14 protein-coding genes and 1 riboswitch are annotated in these 14,919 nt (G+C 42.6%); of the genes, 9 read left to right on the forward strand and 5 right to left on the reverse strand.

The features are described 5' to 3' along the window. Positions 1-80: 80 nt before the first annotated feature. The 3 genes from FHS45_RS16765 to ectA are packed head-to-tail and all read right to left on the reverse strand — an operon-like array spanning position 81 to position 2,344. Entirely contained in the window at positions 81-467 is a 387-nt protein-coding gene (locus tag FHS45_RS16765; protein ID WP_062439684.1) for an ectoine synthase, read from the reverse strand. A gap of 28 nt (positions 468-495) precedes the next feature. Further along, positions 496-1,773 carry a diaminobutyrate--2-oxoglutarate transaminase gene (ectB, locus tag FHS45_RS16770; protein WP_062439682.1) on the reverse strand — a complete coding sequence of 426 codons (1,278 nt, stop codon included), beginning with the start codon at positions 1,771-1,773 and terminating at the stop codon, positions 496-498. A gap of 52 nt (positions 1,774-1,825) precedes the next feature. Continuing rightward, positions 1,826-2,344 carry a diaminobutyrate acetyltransferase gene (ectA, locus tag FHS45_RS16775; protein ID WP_082411899.1) on the reverse strand — a complete coding sequence of 173 codons (519 nt, stop codon included), beginning with the start codon at positions 2,342-2,344 and terminating at the stop codon, positions 1,826-1,828. Between the two features lie 438 nt (positions 2,345-2,782). Here ectA and FHS45_RS16780 point away from each other — a divergent pair, with 438 nt between their 5' ends. The 3 genes from FHS45_RS16780 (at position 2,783) to FHS45_RS16790 (ending at position 5,537) form a co-directional block, all read left to right on the forward strand. After that, positions 2,783-4,120 carry an MATE family efflux transporter gene (locus tag FHS45_RS16780; RefSeq protein ID WP_062439676.1) on the forward strand — a complete coding sequence of 446 codons (1,338 nt, stop codon included), beginning with the start codon at positions 2,783-2,785 and terminating at the stop codon, positions 4,118-4,120. 182 nt (positions 4,121-4,302) lie between these two features. Next, positions 4,303-5,040 carry a Cof-type HAD-IIB family hydrolase gene (locus FHS45_RS16785; RefSeq protein ID WP_062439674.1) on the forward strand — a complete coding sequence of 246 codons (738 nt, stop codon included), beginning with the start codon at positions 4,303-4,305 and terminating at the stop codon, positions 5,038-5,040. 71 nt (positions 5,041-5,111) lie between these two features. Further along, positions 5,112-5,537, forward strand: a complete 426-nt coding sequence (locus FHS45_RS16790) for a universal stress protein (RefSeq protein ID WP_062439673.1) — start codon at positions 5,112-5,114, stop codon at positions 5,535-5,537. Between the two features lie 234 nt (positions 5,538-5,771). Here the strand turns inward: FHS45_RS16790 and FHS45_RS16795 are convergent, their stop codons facing one another. Next, positions 5,772-6,254 (reverse strand): DinB family protein, encoded by a 483-nt coding sequence (locus tag FHS45_RS16795; protein ID WP_062439671.1) that lies wholly within the window; start codon positions 6,252-6,254, stop codon positions 5,772-5,774. Between the two features lie 123 nt (positions 6,255-6,377). On the opposite strand from FHS45_RS16795, the gene FHS45_RS16800 reads away from it, so the two are divergent. Beyond that, complete coding sequence (locus tag FHS45_RS16800; protein WP_062439670.1) at positions 6,378-7,436, forward strand: C45 family autoproteolytic acyltransferase/hydrolase; 1,059 nt, start codon at positions 6,378-6,380, stop codon at positions 7,434-7,436. 144 nt (positions 7,437-7,580) lie between these two features. Further along, positions 7,581-8,888, forward strand: a complete 1,308-nt coding sequence (locus FHS45_RS16805; RefSeq protein ID WP_062439668.1) for a lysine N(6)-hydroxylase/L-ornithine N(5)-oxygenase family protein — start codon at positions 7,581-7,583, stop codon at positions 8,886-8,888. A gap of 86 nt (positions 8,889-8,974) precedes the next feature. Here FHS45_RS16805 and FHS45_RS16810 read toward each other — a convergent pair whose 3' ends face one another. Next, entirely contained in the window at positions 8,975-10,384 is a 1,410-nt protein-coding gene (locus FHS45_RS16810; protein ID WP_062439667.1) for a Na+/H+ antiporter NhaC family protein, read from the reverse strand. Between the two features lie 144 nt (positions 10,385-10,528). Then, a riboswitch (SAM riboswitch) is annotated at positions 10,529-10,640 on the forward strand. Between the two features lie 212 nt (positions 10,641-10,852). Here FHS45_RS16810 and msrA point away from each other — a divergent pair. From msrA to FHS45_RS16830, 4 genes are all read left to right on the forward strand, one after another. Continuing rightward, the gene (msrA, locus tag FHS45_RS16815; protein WP_062439664.1) at positions 10,853-11,326 is read left to right on the forward strand and encodes a peptide-methionine (S)-S-oxide reductase MsrA; all 474 of its coding nucleotides are present in this window, start codon (positions 10,853-10,855) and stop codon (positions 11,324-11,326) included. A 498-nt stretch (positions 11,327-11,824) separates the two neighbouring features. Then, positions 11,825-12,253 (forward strand): hypothetical protein, encoded by a 429-nt coding sequence (locus tag FHS45_RS16820; RefSeq protein WP_062439662.1) that lies wholly within the window; start codon positions 11,825-11,827, stop codon positions 12,251-12,253. Between the two features lie 12 nt (positions 12,254-12,265). Next, positions 12,266-13,171: an HD-GYP domain-containing protein gene (locus tag FHS45_RS20490; protein ID WP_062439658.1), complete on the forward strand. Its 906-nt coding sequence runs from the start codon at positions 12,266-12,268 to the stop codon at positions 13,169-13,171. A 224-nt stretch (positions 13,172-13,395) separates the two neighbouring features. Then, on the forward strand, positions 13,396-14,820 hold the full coding sequence (locus FHS45_RS16830) for a hypothetical protein (protein ID WP_062439655.1): 1,425 nt from the start codon (positions 13,396-13,398) through the stop codon (positions 14,818-14,820). Positions 14,821-14,919: the final 99 nt, after the last annotated feature.

Here is a 14,919-nt window from a genome sequence, read left to right on the forward strand (position 1 = left end):
TAGCAAAGAAGTAAGAAATAGCTAGATGGATTTAAGATAAAGAAAAAAGCTTCCAACCGAAGTCGGAAGCTTTTATGATATTAATCTTCTACTAGTGGATAGACACCATTTTCATCGTGTGTCTCTTGCCCTGTAATCGGAGGGTTGAAGACGCATACCATACGCATATCTGTTTTAGCACGCAGGTAATGTTCGTCGTTTTGGTCCAGAACATAGATGGTATCCTTTTCGATTGGCCATACCTTTCCGTCTTTTACTGTTTCAACTTCGCCTTCACCTTCGATACAGTAAACAGATTCTAAATGGTTCTGGTACCAGATGTGTGTTTCTGTACCAGCTTTAATGACCGTATCATGAACAGAATAGCCCATGTTATCTTTTTTCAATACTAAACGTCTGCTTTCCCAAGTATCTGCTTTTACGTGATTTTCTGAATCGATTACATCTTGTAGTTTGACTGTTTTCATGTCTGATTCCTCCTGGTTCGTTGGTAGTTTAGTTAGTTACTGGTTCACTTACTAGTGCTTTTACACTTTCTTCTATGATGTCAAAGCCTTTTTGAAGACCTTCATCATCAATATTCAATGGAGGGAACAATTTGAATACTTCACTTTTCGGTCCGGAAGTTTCCATGATCAAGCCGCGGTTGAAAGCTTCAGCTGCGACTTCATCGGCAAGACCTTCTTTCGCACATTCGATACCGACCATAAGTCCACGGCCGCAGAACGTACCTTGCAGCTCTGGATATTTTTCAGTAAGTCCAACAAGGAAATCTTTGACTTTGGCGGATTTTTGCTTGATCCCTTTCTCGAATTGCTCATCTTTCCAATAATCCAAAGCTGCAGAAGCTGTGATGAATGCATGGTTAAAGCCACGGAATGTTCCGTTATGCTCACCTGGTGCCCAGATATCAAGGTCTGGACGGAATAGAGTGATTGCAAATGGAAGGCCGTAACCGCTCAATGATTTGGACAGACATACGATATCAGGTTTGATACCTGCTGGTTCAAAACTGAAGAAAGTACCAGTACGTCCGACGCCTGCCTGGACATCATCAATGATTAACAGGATGTCCCACTTCTTACAGATTTCGTCGACTTTTTTCAGCCATTCCATACGTGCTGCATTGATGCCGCCTTCACCCTGAACAGTTTCAAGAATCATTGCGGCGGGTAAATCTACCCCGCTGCCGTTGTCTTCCAGGAAACGTTCTAAATATTCAAGTGTATCCATACTTTCATCAACAAAATTGTCGTATGGCATGGTCACGGTATTATTCAATGGAATACCAGCACCTTTACGTTTCATTGCATTACCCGTAACAGATAGAGAACCGATAGTCATACCGTGGAAGCCGTTCGTAAAGCTGATAACGTCTGTACGGCCTGTGACTTTACGTGCAAGTTTCAGAGCGCTTTCAACCGTGTTTGTACCTGTTGGTCCAGGGAACATGATTTTGTAGTCCAAGTCACGTGGTTTCAGAATGACATCATTGAATTTTGTCAGGAAGTTCGCTTTTTCTGTTGTGGCCATGTCCAGTGTATGGGTTGGACCATCGCTTTTGATATACTCTACAAGTTTATCTTGCATATGATCATCATTGTGCCCGTAGTTCAATGCGCCAGCTCCAGAGAAGAAATCAATATATTCTTTTCCATCTTCATCCCACATTTTGTAGCCTTTCGCTTTAGAAAAAACAGTAGGGAAGCCGCGGCAGTAGCTGCGTACCTCGGATTCATATTTTTCAAAGATGTTCATATCAGTTTTACTCATTGTTTTCCTCCTTGTTTAATCATCGGATTACTTGGTGTTTATTTTCAAAGTTTTACCGTTTAAATGGTCCAATTCGGAAATTCAATTCTTCTTCGTGTTCATCGCCAGGGAACATTTCTTCTGTGAAACGTTCGGTGACCTTGCACTCGGTGTCATGATCACGAGCTAATCTTCGGAATAAGGATTGAGATGCTTCATTCGATGGGGTGACTGTCGCTTCCAGGTAATGGACATCCTGGCATGCTTCCCGTGCTACAAGTTCATTGAGAAGTTTGGATGCGACTCCTTTCCCTCGTTGGGAAGAATCTACTCCAATCTGCCAGACAAACACCACATCAGGATGTTCAGGGGGAATAAACGCGGTTACAAATCCAACTAATTTATCATCTTCTTTTGCTACTACACAAGTATCAGAAAAAAACTCACTCATCATGAGATATTTGTAAGCTGAATTTTGATCAAGGGTGGAATTATCTACTAAATCCCACATTGCTTTTCCATCATCCAAGGTTGGTTCGCTAAATGTTAATGTTGCGGTTGAGACTGCTCGTTCTTTTGTCGTTTGAGTGATGGTGGATTCTCCTTTCCATTTTTAATAAGGTGTAACCTTACATACTTGATAATGTTAAATCGCTCTCGTTTTTTTATCAAACTAGCTTAATCTTGCTGAATAAGGTTTATTATCGCTGAGTTATACTGAGTGGAGCTTAATGGGGGATTCTTTAAATAATGCTTAGGAATTCTGTAATTTTCTAAAAGTTTTAAAAAAATCGAATCTTAAACCCTTGATATGAAAGGGTTTTAATTTCTGGGGGGATTTTCCGCTTTATTTAATGTGATTGGCGTGCAATCGACCTCCTTATCGGCATGTGTGGGGTTCCTGTTTTATATATTTGGTTCTCATGAACACCGTCATATCAGCGTTCAACCTTTAAATGCCCATATGGAAAAATTATAAACAGCAATTATTCTGGCAGGATGATAAAGTAGAGGAGAAAGGAAGTCGGTTATGGGGGATCAACATAATTTTACAAGCGGACATATAGGAAAACAGCTGGTCATCTTCTCAGGTCCAATTATGCTGACCAACTTGCTTCAGGTATCGTACCAGTTCATCGACAGCATGTGGGTTGGAAATCTCCTTGGGGGTAATGCACTGGGTGCTGTGGCTGTAGCGAGTACGGTCATATTTACGCTTTTGTCATTCATCATCGGTCTTAACAATGCGACATTGACTGTTTTATCGCAACAGAAAGGAAAAGACGATCAGCAAGGCCTGAGGCGCTATTTGAATGCGTTTGTTGTCGTTCTGCTATTTTTATCTGCAGGACTGGGCCTCCTTGGTTTCCTGTTGGCCGAAAGAGTCCTGTTGATGTTAGGAACACCGGATGCGATGATGCCGGGAGCGAAGTCATACTTACAAATCAACTCCATGGGGATTCTTTTTTTAATGGGGTATAACTTTATCGGAACAGTTATGCGTGCACTTGGGGACAGCAAAACCCCGCTTCGGTTCGTGGTGGCTGCTGTTCTTTTGAATGCTGTGCTCGATCCAATATTCATTTACATATTCAACCTGGGTATTGACGGAGCTGCCTATGCGACGGTTGTTGCGCAAGGAGCTTCTTTCCTCTATGGGATGTATTTTGTTTTGAGAAAGAATCTGGCTCCATTTTCTATCCCTTCCTTTCCGAGTAAACAGGAAGTGGGGGTAATTCTGCACTTAGGCATCCCTTCCGGCCTGCAGATGGCTGTCATCTCTGCCGGGGTAGCTGCCATCATGAGTGTTGTCACTGCATTCGGAGAGGATGTGGTAGCCGGATTCAGTGCTGCACAGCGCCTGGATAGTGTTTTGATGCTGCCACCAATGGCACTGGCAACAGCTGTGAACAGTATGGCAGGTCAGAATATTGGCGTGAAAAATTGGGATCGCGTACACAAAATCGCTCGTTATGGCTTGATTTATACGATAACAATCATGCTGGTGGTTGCGTTGCTGTTAGTGTTGTTTGGGGAATATGGAATTAAATTGTTCGTGCAGGAAGAAGCCCCAGTATCTTTTGGTGGTGAATATCTGCGAATAGTAGCCTTCTTTTATCCATTCTTAGGCATCAATTTCATCTTGAATGGAATCGTCCGGGCTTCAGGTGCTATGTATCAGGTACTAGTGTTGAATATCATCTCTTTTTGGGTACTCCGGTATCCGCTGACTGCCTTATTTTCCAGGCTGTTAGGAGATTCAGGAATTGCGGTTGGCATGGGAGTAAGTTTTGTCATTAGCAGTGTGGTGGCGTCACTTTATTACAAATATGGGAAATGGAATACGAAGCAGCTGTTTGAGAAATAACAGTCCATTAAAAAAGTCCAGGAACCCATTCAATAATAAGGGTTCCTGGACTTTTGTATTGATTTTAATGAAACTGCTTTGTGGGTATTCAAGGGTGAATACAACATTCCTTTTCTGTTATTATATAAAAAGTTATCGAGTTATATTAAAATGAGGTCAGCAAATGAGAGGACGTGTTAGTCATGGATATAAAACTGATTGCACTTGATATGGACGGGACCCTCGTCAATGACGAAGGCCATGTTTCAGAGGAGAATGAACAAGCTATTCAACGAGCTAAGGAAAAGGGGCTTCATGTCGTGTTAAGTACCGGTCGTTCCTTGCCAAATTGCCGGGATATTGCCGAAGAGCTTGGCCGGTCTTCCTATATTGTTACCGTGAATGGTGGAGAGATTTATAATCATAATTTTGAATTAGTGGATCGCCAGCCGCTTGAATCCAGCCTGGTCAAGCGGTTATGGGAATTGAAAGAACAGCATGATACCATTTTTTGGTCTAGTACTTCAGAAGGAATGTTCAATACAGGCCAACCATTTGACCGGGATATTGAAACCTATGAATGGCTAAAGTTCGGGTTCGATATCGAAGATGATGAAGTGCGTCAGGTGATTATTGATGAATTGGTAAAAAACGAAGCACTGGAAGTGACCAACTCAAGCCTGACGAATATCGAAGTCAATGCTGCCGGTGTGAATAAAGCCGCTGCCTTACGAAAGGTAACCAACTGGCTTGACTTGTCCATGAACCAGGTTATGGCGGTCGGTGACAGCCTGAACGACATAGCAATGATCCGTGAAGCTGGATTTGGTGTGGCTATGGGAAATGCACAGGACATCGTTAAAGAGGAAGCAGATTGGGTGACATTGTCGAATACAGATCACGGGGTCGCCCATGTAATTGAACGAATTCTGAACGATTGATCAGAAAATTCCGGCAATCGATGGGAATATGGTATAATAGAGGTAGATTCCTAGAGAAGGGAAGGGGTAAAATGGTCAAGAAATACATCGTACCGGTAGACGGTTCCGAGCACTCCCTGCGTGCCCTTGATTATGCCGCTAAGCTAGCCGGACAGAATGGAAGTCGTATCCTTCTCGTCAACGTACAACCGCTATTCGACACGTATAACACTCATCGTGTTTTTACTAATGAAGAAATTGAAGCTCAGCAGGAAAGAGCAGCTAACGAAGCAATTGCTTTGGCGGATGAACATCTGAAAAGCGTTCCTGTCTCGGTAGAAACGAGAAAGATGGTTGGAAAAGTAGCTCCAGCTATATGTGAAGTGGCGGATGAGGAAGAAGTCGAAGGAATCATTATGGGATCCCGTGGAATGGGCGCATTGAGAGGTGCGATTTTAGGCAGCATAAGCTACAGCGTTCTTCATTCCGCAAAAGTCCCCGTAACTATAGTGCCATAAAGAAAGTTAAGAAGCTTTAAGCCAGTCCCACTTACGGGCTGGCTTTTTTGGTGAGTGAGCATACTGCTGCGAAGTAGGGGTCTGGGCGCGAAAATATGTGATTAAGCGCTAAATTATGAATTATTGCGCGAAAAAGCAGTTATTGGCGCGAAAAAATTAAATAAAGCGCGAAAATTTATTTTTATGCGCGAAAGCAACTTTATAGTTTGTAAATATACTTTCTCGACCCCGCTATTATTGGTAATTTTTTACTTCATTCATCTGTTCCAGATGACGAAGCTCATGATATCCGACGAACTCGACCCATTGTAAAAGGTTCATTTTGCCAAAAGCGGGGTGGGGCATCGCTCTTTTTAGAAAGTCGTCTTCCTCATAGTTTCGAAGGAGGAACAGCAAGGAATCTCTGCTTTTGGAGAGACTATCCAAAGCTTCATCAGGGGAATCAAATTGGCCTTTCGGCCGAAGCGATTCAGGGGCGTCTACTTTATGGGAGCGGTCTACGGTTCGCTCAATAGGCTTTTCCTTCACTTCCTGAACGTCTTCTTCAGCTAATGATTTTTTCAGCTGCTGAGTCACCCATCCTTCGATTAAGTATAAATGTTCCAGTGTTTCCAGGATAGACCATGTATGTTCATCCGGTTTTTTCCGTGCTTCTTCATCGGTAAGGTCAGCAACGAAATTAATCACTTGCTGGCGTTGTTCTTCAATTTTATACACTCATTTCACCCTTTCAACTGGAATGCATGCTATGTTCTATCATAAAATAATTCTATTCATTTGAAAAATGATGACAATTATAGGTAGTCTTATTACATACATTCATATAAAAGAGGGATCAGCTTGAAGAAAATACATAGCGATATAGTACAATTTAGAGGTACCCATTATGATTTTGGCTACAAACAGGGGGAGCTATTAAAAGATTCTCTAACAGTTAAAAACCGCGAAAAACAATGGAAGGTAAGAATTCCAAGGTTTACGGTAGAAGAGGAAGAAGTAAAAACGGCCATCACTAATTTTGCCCCGGGTGTCTGGTCGGAACTGGAAGGGTTACGGGATAGCCTTGGTTGGCCAATGGAACGGGTGATGAAAGAATTTGGCGGTTACCGTGTTAATTATCAAAAATCCGGATGTTCAATTCTTACGGGAAAGGACTTTTTCGTTCGGAATTATGATTATCAGCCGAAAACATATGAAGGTCGTTATGTCTTTTTCCAGCCGACCGATAAAGGATATGCCATCGCTGGCCCGACACAACGGATTACCGGACGGATGGACGGAATGAATGAGAAAGGGCTTGTGCTGGGGTATAATTTCATGCATCGCAAAAAGCCGGGCTTAGGTTTCATCTGCTGCATGATCAGTCGTCTCGTATTAGAGAGCTGTGCTGATGTAGCGGATGCAATTGCGATGTTAAAAGAAATCCCCCATCGTCACTCCTTCAGTTATATTGTATATGATCGAAGCGGACAGACCTATGTGGTAGAAGCTTCCCCGCGTGGTGTCGAAGTTCGTCAATCAGCAATGTGCACCAATCATTTTGAAATCATGAAGCATGAAAATCGTAATCACCTCGTTGATTCCTACAAGCGGATGGATGCAATGGAGCGTAGTGGTGCCAAGCAGGCTTATGAAGCTTTCCGTGTCATGAATGATACGGAAAAAGGAGTCTTTTCGAAAAAATACAAGAGCTGGGCTGGTACCATCCATACATCCGTCTATCTCCCTCACCAGATGAAAACCTGGTTTGCCTTAGGCGGAGACCAGGAGCCGACCGAATTGGACTTCGGTAACTGGCTAAAAGGAGAAGATATTGAGATGGCACACATCACCGGCGAGGTGGATACGGATATTCCATTCGTCCACATTGATAATGGAGCGCATTTCAGTTCCAGATAGAATAGATTAGCTTGAAATAGAGGACCATAAGCGTAACAGCTTGTGGTCTTTTTTTTAGTATTTAGGCAAGTAACGTGAAACTTATGATACGATAAAAGATAGTATGACAATCGGAGAAATCAACATACAGGGGAAGTGAAGAGTTTGGACAAAGCAAAATTATATGACTTGATTGGTATTGGCGCAGGACCGTTTAACTTGAGCCTGGCAGCATTACTGGATGAACAGCCGGAAATAGATGCCATGTTTTTTGAGCAAAAAGAAAAGTTCGAGTGGCATCCCGGAATGCTGATTGAAGGCACGAAGCTCCAGGTGCCATTTCTGGCAGATTTAGTTACCATGGCAGATCCGCGCAGCAAGTATACATTTTTAAACTATATCAATGAAAATGAACGTATGTATCAGTTTTATTTTTTACAGCGCCTGGATATTCCCCGTCGGGAGTATAATGATTATTGCCAGTGGGTAGCTGGTCAGCTGGCCAGTTGTAAGTTCGGCCACCGGGTGACGAACCTTAGGCATGTAAAGGATAACGAAGCTTATTTCGAAGTAGAGGTTGTGAACCTTGCAACGAATGAAACACATGCCTTCCGCACGAAAAACCTCGTGTTAGGGACAGGAAGTGTCCCATCCGTTCCTGCATCATTGCAAGGATTGCCAGAGGATGATGTGTTCCATACGGCTGATTTCCTGAACCATCAGGATCGGTGTAAAAGAGCAAAATCAGTTACGGTGGTCGGATCGGGGCAAAGCGCTGCGGAGGCGTTCCGGGAATTGTTGAAAGACCAAAAACAATATGGTTACCGGCTTGATTGGATTACGCGTTCTCCTGGTTTTGATTCGATGGAAGAATCGAAACTAAGTTTGGAACATTTCTCGCCGGACTATGTCAATTACTTTTACCAGCTTCCCCAGGAGAAAAAAGATGAAATATTTCCGACCCAGGGCTTATATTATAAAGGAATCAGCAACCACACGGTGACAGATATCTATAACCTGTTGTATGAACATTCGGTTGGCGGTGAACCATTAGATGTAGGGCTTCAAGTATTGTCAGAAGTAGAAAAAATAGAACAAAAACCGAACGGAGAAGGCTACGAACTTACCTGCAGGCAGACGGAAACGGACGAAACGTTTACCCATGTCAGTGAGGTAGTGATAACGGCAACCGGTTATAAGCCCCTTGTCCCCGAATTCATTGAGAGCCTGGCTTCCATCATTGAGTGGGATGAGAAAGGGCGATATAAAGTAGAAGCGGATTATCGTTTGGAAACAACCGAAGAAGCTAATGAAATTTATGTACACAGTGGCATCTCTCACACCCATGGGGTCGGATCCACCAATCTTGGATTGGCGATTCACCGCAACAAAGTAATTATCAATCATATGCTTGACCGTGACGTTTACAAACTTCCAGCTAAGAATGTCTTCCAAAACTTCAGCGCTCGATAACAAACGACCAGCCCATCATCTTAAGGGCTGGTCGTTTGTTTGCTTATAAAGCAATTAAATTCACTTTGTATTTAAAAAAGCGGGTGTTACATGAAAAAGGAGAAGGCGAAATAAAGCGCTGCGGCTAAACCAGCAGCAAGAAGAGCAGGTTTCAGCTTGAATTTTGCATATTTGACCGGATTAAGATCTAATATTCCTGCGGTAGTATTAGTATCGTCGCTTAAAGGGGAGGCAAACGCACCGAACGTTCCACTGGCAAAGACGGCTCCGATGACAATCGGCAATGAGCTGCCTGCAGATACGGCAATCGACAATCCGACAGGCATTAGAATCCCCCAGGTCCCCCAGGATGAGCCGATAAAATAAGATAAACCACACCCAACGATAAAGAGGACAACGGCCACATAGCCAGGAGGTATCCATCCAAAGGAAGACGAAACCGTATCAGCGAACTGCAAAGCTTCAGAACCTTTACTCAATCCCCAAACCATCGCAAGCAGTACAATAACCCCCATCATTTCATTTCCTTCATGTATCAACGTATTCATCATCGTTCGTAATGGCTGGCGGGCTATTTTCAGATAGACCATCAGAAATACGATGGTCAACACTACGGCCAATACCATAGCATCAAGTACATTAGCGTTTATTAAGGCTTGAAATCCTTGTTCACCTTTAGCCAAACCAAGAACATACATCAATAAAAAAGTCAGGATAATCACACTGAACAACGGTATGATCAATGTCCATGGTCTGTTAGGGAGATCTTTGGCGACAGCTGGGTGGCAGTCCTCCCATTGGTCGTCTTCTTCGTTTGATGATTTTGTTCCATCTTCAGCATCGGTTGCGGACTTTTTATTCCGATGAAAAAAACTGAGGTAGAATCCAATCCCGAGCATAGCGAATGCGAAAAAATTGAACGGAATACTTTGAAGATAGAGCCTATAAGGGTCGCCTTCAGTCCCAGCCTGATGAATCGACATCTCAATTACCGAACTCATATATCCTACAAAAGCGGTAGCAACCGGAATTAAAACAACAAGCGGGGAAGCAGTCGTTTCAATGACAAATGCTAATTCCTGCTTTGTCATTGGCAGCTTTTTTCTCATTGCTTTCATTACTGGAGCGATTGTGACAATCCGGAAACTGGGTGCGCTGAAGGTGCCGACAGAAGACAACCAGGTCAATAGGAATGCTCCACGCTTTGTATCCACTTTTTCTGTAGCTGCTCGTACGAATCCCTTTATTCCCCCAGCGAATTTAATGAGCCCTATTAATGCCGAAAATGCATAAAGAAAGATGATGATTTTTAAGTTGTTTTCGTCTTGTAAACCCTCAATGATGAACTGAAGCGAAGTAGTCATCCCTCCCAGCCAGTCTGGTTCAGCGAGATACCCAGCGACAACTACAGCCAGTAAAAGACTGGGCACTACTTGTTTCGTCCAAATAGCGGCTACTACCACAGCAACGAACGGTATGACGGACATCCAGCCCATATGTACACCTCTTTCCCTTAACCTGCTCGCTATAGGTTGTGGAAAAAATAAAGGACCTATTCGAAAAAAGTGGTTTTTATCCCTTTACTTCGGCATAGAATTTATTGTAAGATAAGAATTACAAATTTAAATACAATCGTTAACTTCTTATCCAGAGAGGCGGAGGGACTGGCCCTTTGATGCCCGGCAACCATCGGATCGTCATGATTCGAACGGTGCCAATTCCTGCAGGATGAATGATCCTGAAAGATGAGAGGACGTATGCATAAACGTACGGATCCCTTTCTTTTGGATAAGAGAGGGATCTTTTTGTACTTTAAGAATTTAGCTTTGTTAAAAGATTAAAGTATAAGAAACTCTAGACTTTCACCAGAAGAACCTGGTTGGAAGCCGAGTGTTTCTAAACGTATAAAGGCTCGTCAATCTCTTGCGAAAGAAGTAACGTGAGTGGAAAGGAAGCGATGAGTAATGGCAATAGCAGTATTTTCAGCAGGATGTTTCTGGGGAGTAGAGGCATGGTTCGAACGTTTGAATGGTGTAGACCAGACAAAAGTAGGTTACAGCGGAGGTGCCGTTGAAAACCCTTCGTATGAATTAGTCAAAACAGGAAAGACTGGGCATGCTGAATCAGTGAAGATAGATTTTGATCCTGAAAAAATTTCTTACTCTGAACTTGTTGATGCATTCTTTGAATGCCATGATCCAACGACAAGGAATCGTCAAGGAGAAGATATTGGGTCTCAATATCGCTCCATCATTTTCTATCAAGATGACCAGCAGAAGCAAATTGCTGCAGAAAAAATTCAGGAATGGAATCAAAAGGGTGTATTTAAAACCGAAATAGTCACCGAGGTAAATCATGCCGCTCCTTTTTATGAAGCAGAAGAGCATCATCAAAAATACTTACAAAAAAATGGAACAGCATCCTGCGGAATCGTGTGAGCCAATCACACGATTCTTTTTTATTGTCTAGGAAATTATAAAATTTTCTTTTTGTAAATAACCTTAAGTAGTCGGTTACATCCAGCTCCGACGCACAGGACGTGCTAGTGCCGATGACGCCACAGGACGTGGCGTTTTCATCGGCCAGCGCCTACCCCCTCGAGTTCTTAAGTCAATCCTCTCTGTGATTATAAAAACTTGGCTTATCGCCAAGGGTTTATGGCAAAAGCCTTAGTTTTACTTATACTTTAAACCTTTATAAATTTAATTGGTCTAAAAGTACAAAAAACGTCACGGCGAGGATTGCCTTAAACTTGTCGGGGGTGAGCAAGGCGCTTGCGCTTTTGTTTTAGCCAAGTTTTCTAATGTCATAATTTGAAGCATTCTGTTAAGTTCTTGTTTTTTGTGACGATATAAGGGGGGAGTGGACCCGCTTTCAGTATGTCTTATCAGCAAATGTGATTACATAACGCACACAAATAACGGGGGGTAATAGGAATGATGAAAAAGTTAGTTGGAATGTTGCTTTTATCTTTAGTGTTGATGCTAGCTGCAGGAGGTAATGTCTTCGCAGCCGATAATGGAGACGAAAATATGGATGCAGCTTTGAAGCTGGCTGATACCACGAATAGTAAAATTTACTTCTTAATTGAAAAAGCCCAGGAAACAGGAGATGCGCTTCAGGAAAATTACCTGGAAGACATGGAAACAATTGAGGATGAAGCAGAAGCGGCAGCACGTACAGAAAAATATAATCAGAACCTTGATTTGTTGATTGCGGTGCTTGATTACACTACCCGAACGTTGACCTATACAACCATCACAGCTATAGAAAAACTCGGTGTGGAGGCTGAAGTCGAATGGGTAGAGGTTCAGATTGCTGACCGAACAGTAATGGTTGACCCGGTAAGAGTAGTAGGATTCTAAAGGTGGGTAAATGTGAAAGGGTTAAATATTTATAACCAACAAGCTTTTATAGACAACTTAAAGTACACAACAAACGAATTAAGGTTACTTGAACGCGGTGATGGAGTAGAAGTCATGTTGCAAACAATCAAAAAAGGAAACATATTTTATGTTTACCCTAGTGAGAGCGCCAATGTGATGGAATTCTTCTATATTCTCAACGGACAATTGGAATGTAAAATGGAAGATAAAACAGTCTCAATGACCCAAAATGATTATTATTCCGTGAAAAATTTGAGTAATCCTGTTCACTTTAAAGCGACAACAGATGTCACTTATTTATGGGTGATAACAGAACCTACATTTTACTATATGAGTGAATATATGAGAGGGCTCAGAGAGCTGGTGTATAAAGTAGAAGAAAAGGATCGATATACCTCACTTCATAGCAGGAGGGTCACTGATTATGCAGTAAAAGTTGCTCGTAAGCTTAGGTTAGGTAAAGAACATCTTGAAAAACTTCATTTAGCATCAGAATTGCATGATGTAGGAAAAATCAACATCTCTGAAGACATACTCAACAAGCCTGGAAAACTCACAAAAGAAGAGTTCGATCTAATTAAGAAGCATCCTGGAGATGGCGCTGACATGCTGGCGAATACATATTACAAAGAGTTAGCACCAATAATAATTCAGCATCATGAACGATTAGATGGATCGGGCTATCCTCATGGGCTGACAGAGGATGAAATTAGATATGAAGCCAAAATTATTGCTGTTTGTGACACGTTTGATGCGATGACAGAAGATAGAACTTACCGTAAGGCGTTTACGTCAGAATATGCGATGGAAGAAATAAAAAGTCTCGCTGGCATTCATTACGATCCTGATATTGTCGCGGTATTTGAAGAAGTATTGAAGGAAGAAGGAAAGTTATAAACTTTAAAGACGTTCTTCACCGGAGCGTCTTTTTTGTATTTTAAAAAGTCTCTATGTAATTAAAGGACGAAAGTCTTTCTTCAAAAGTACTTGGCAACAAGGCAAGTTTTTCTAAGGCATTTTTTTTATGATGACAGCCTATTTAATGATAAGCCCACACATATATAGGCGGATGCACATAGAATACTCCAAAATCGAGCAATAGCTCGAAAGGAGACATCAAGATGGTTTTGACTGCAGCTCACTGGGTTTATGCAATTGTGACGCTGGCTGTTATTATGACCATGATATTCAGGAAAGGTGTCGTGCTGCCGACTTTGCTTGGTACTTTCCTGGTTGCATGGATTTATAATGGGAGTCTCGTCAGTGGGTTCACTTCTGTATTTAATGCAAACCTGACCGCAGCAAAAGAGTTGTTCAGTATTTTCCTCATTATTACATTCATGGTTGCTTTGCTGCATGCATTGAAGGATTTGGGTGCCGATCGACAAATGATTGCTCCGATTCAAAAAGTGATGACGAACGGACATATCGCTTTTATCATGTTGATCCTTGTCACCTTTGTAATTTCCTTATTTTTCTGGCCGACTCCCGCTGTACCATTAATTTGTGCGCTCTTGGTACCTGCAGCGGTGAGAGCAGGGCTTCCTATTATGGGTGCCGCAATGATTGTGGCTATATCCGGACAAGGAATGGCGTTGTCTTCGGACTATGTTATCCAGGTCGCACCGATGTTGAGTGCTACATCAGCTGGTATCGAAACAGCCGCTGTAGCAGATAAAGCTTTGCTACTATCATTGATTACCGGTGCGGTTGCCATCTCTATCGCTTATATGTTGATTAGAAAACAGATTCGAAAACCGAATGATCCTGAAAACGAAAAAGCTTTAAAAGCATTGCCGGGCGGTGGCAGTACAAATAGACCTGCTGCTTCTAAAACAGATTCGCGATGGGGGAAAGCTTTTGCTGTCATTGTCCCTCTTTCCATGCTGCTGGTTATGTTATATATGGCATACACGAAATTCAGCAGTGGAAGAATGGGTGGTTTTGAAGGAGGAGACGGAGCGGCGTTTATCGGCGGCGTTGCTGTATTATTATTATCTTTTGCTACACTTGCTTTTGGAAAAGGAAAGGCGCTGGATCGTATTTCCGAGCACATTACAGAAGGTTTTGTATTTGCTTTTAAAGCGATGGGACCTGTCATCCCGATTGCCGGCTTTTTCTTCCTGGGAAGTGGAGATTTTGCCGGAAACATACTATCGCTGGGAGAAGAAGCCAGTCCTGCATTTTTGTTCGATCTCGTGCAGGCAGGGCAAAATGTAATCCCGGAAAATATGGTACTGTCTGCCTTTGGTATTCTGATTATCGGTATGATTACTGGATTGGATGGGTCTGGTTTTTCCGGTCTGCCATTAACAGGGGCACTTTCTGGAGCACTTGCTTCAGGAAATATTGATCCTGCTACCCTGGCAGCTATTGGACAGATGGGATCCATTTGGGTTGGCGGCGGAACTTTGATCGCCTGGTCATCGCTCGTAGCTGTAGCTGGTTTTTGCGGGGTTTCCGTAATGGAACTTGTACGCAAAAACTTCTTCCCGGTCATCATTGGGCTGATGGTATCCACTACTCTCGCTTTATTTATTTGGTGAAAATAGGGGCTGTCCCATAAGTCTGTAACAGACTAATTGGGGCAGCTTTTTTCGTTTATTGTTGATATCGGAAAAGTGGGGCTGGGAAACGATTCCCTT

Source organism: Thalassobacillus devorans (assembly GCF_011761345.1).
Lineage (GTDB): Bacteria > Bacillota > Bacilli > Bacillales > Halobacillaceae > Thalassobacillus > Thalassobacillus devorans.

Coding starts and splice junctions, on each gene's coding strand:
- FHS45_RS16785 (WP_062439674.1), top strand. CDS start 4,303: ATGGATATAAAACTGATTGCACTTGATATGGACGGGACCCTCGTCAAT.
- FHS45_RS16790 (WP_062439673.1), top strand. CDS start 5,112: ATGGTCAAGAAATACATCGTACCGGTAGACGGTTCCGAGCACTCCCTG.
- FHS45_RS16820 (WP_062439662.1), top strand. CDS start 11,825: ATGATGAAAAAGTTAGTTGGAATGTTGCTTTTATCTTTAGTGTTGATG.
- FHS45_RS16830 (WP_062439655.1), top strand. CDS start 13,396: ATGGTTTTGACTGCAGCTCACTGGGTTTATGCAATTGTGACGCTGGCT.
- ectB (WP_062439682.1), bottom strand. CDS start 1,773: ATGAGTAAAACTGATATGAACATCTTTGAAAAATATGAATCCGAGGTA.
- msrA (WP_062439664.1), top strand. CDS start 10,853: ATGGCAATAGCAGTATTTTCAGCAGGATGTTTCTGGGGAGTAGAGGCA.
- FHS45_RS16810 (WP_062439667.1), bottom strand. CDS start 10,384: ATGGGCTGGATGTCCGTCATACCGTTCGTTGCTGTGGTAGTAGCCGCT.
- FHS45_RS16765 (WP_062439684.1), bottom strand. CDS start 467: ATGAAAACAGTCAAACTACAAGATGTAATCGATTCAGAAAATCACGTA.
- FHS45_RS16780 (WP_062439676.1), top strand. CDS start 2,783: ATGGGGGATCAACATAATTTTACAAGCGGACATATAGGAAAACAGCTG.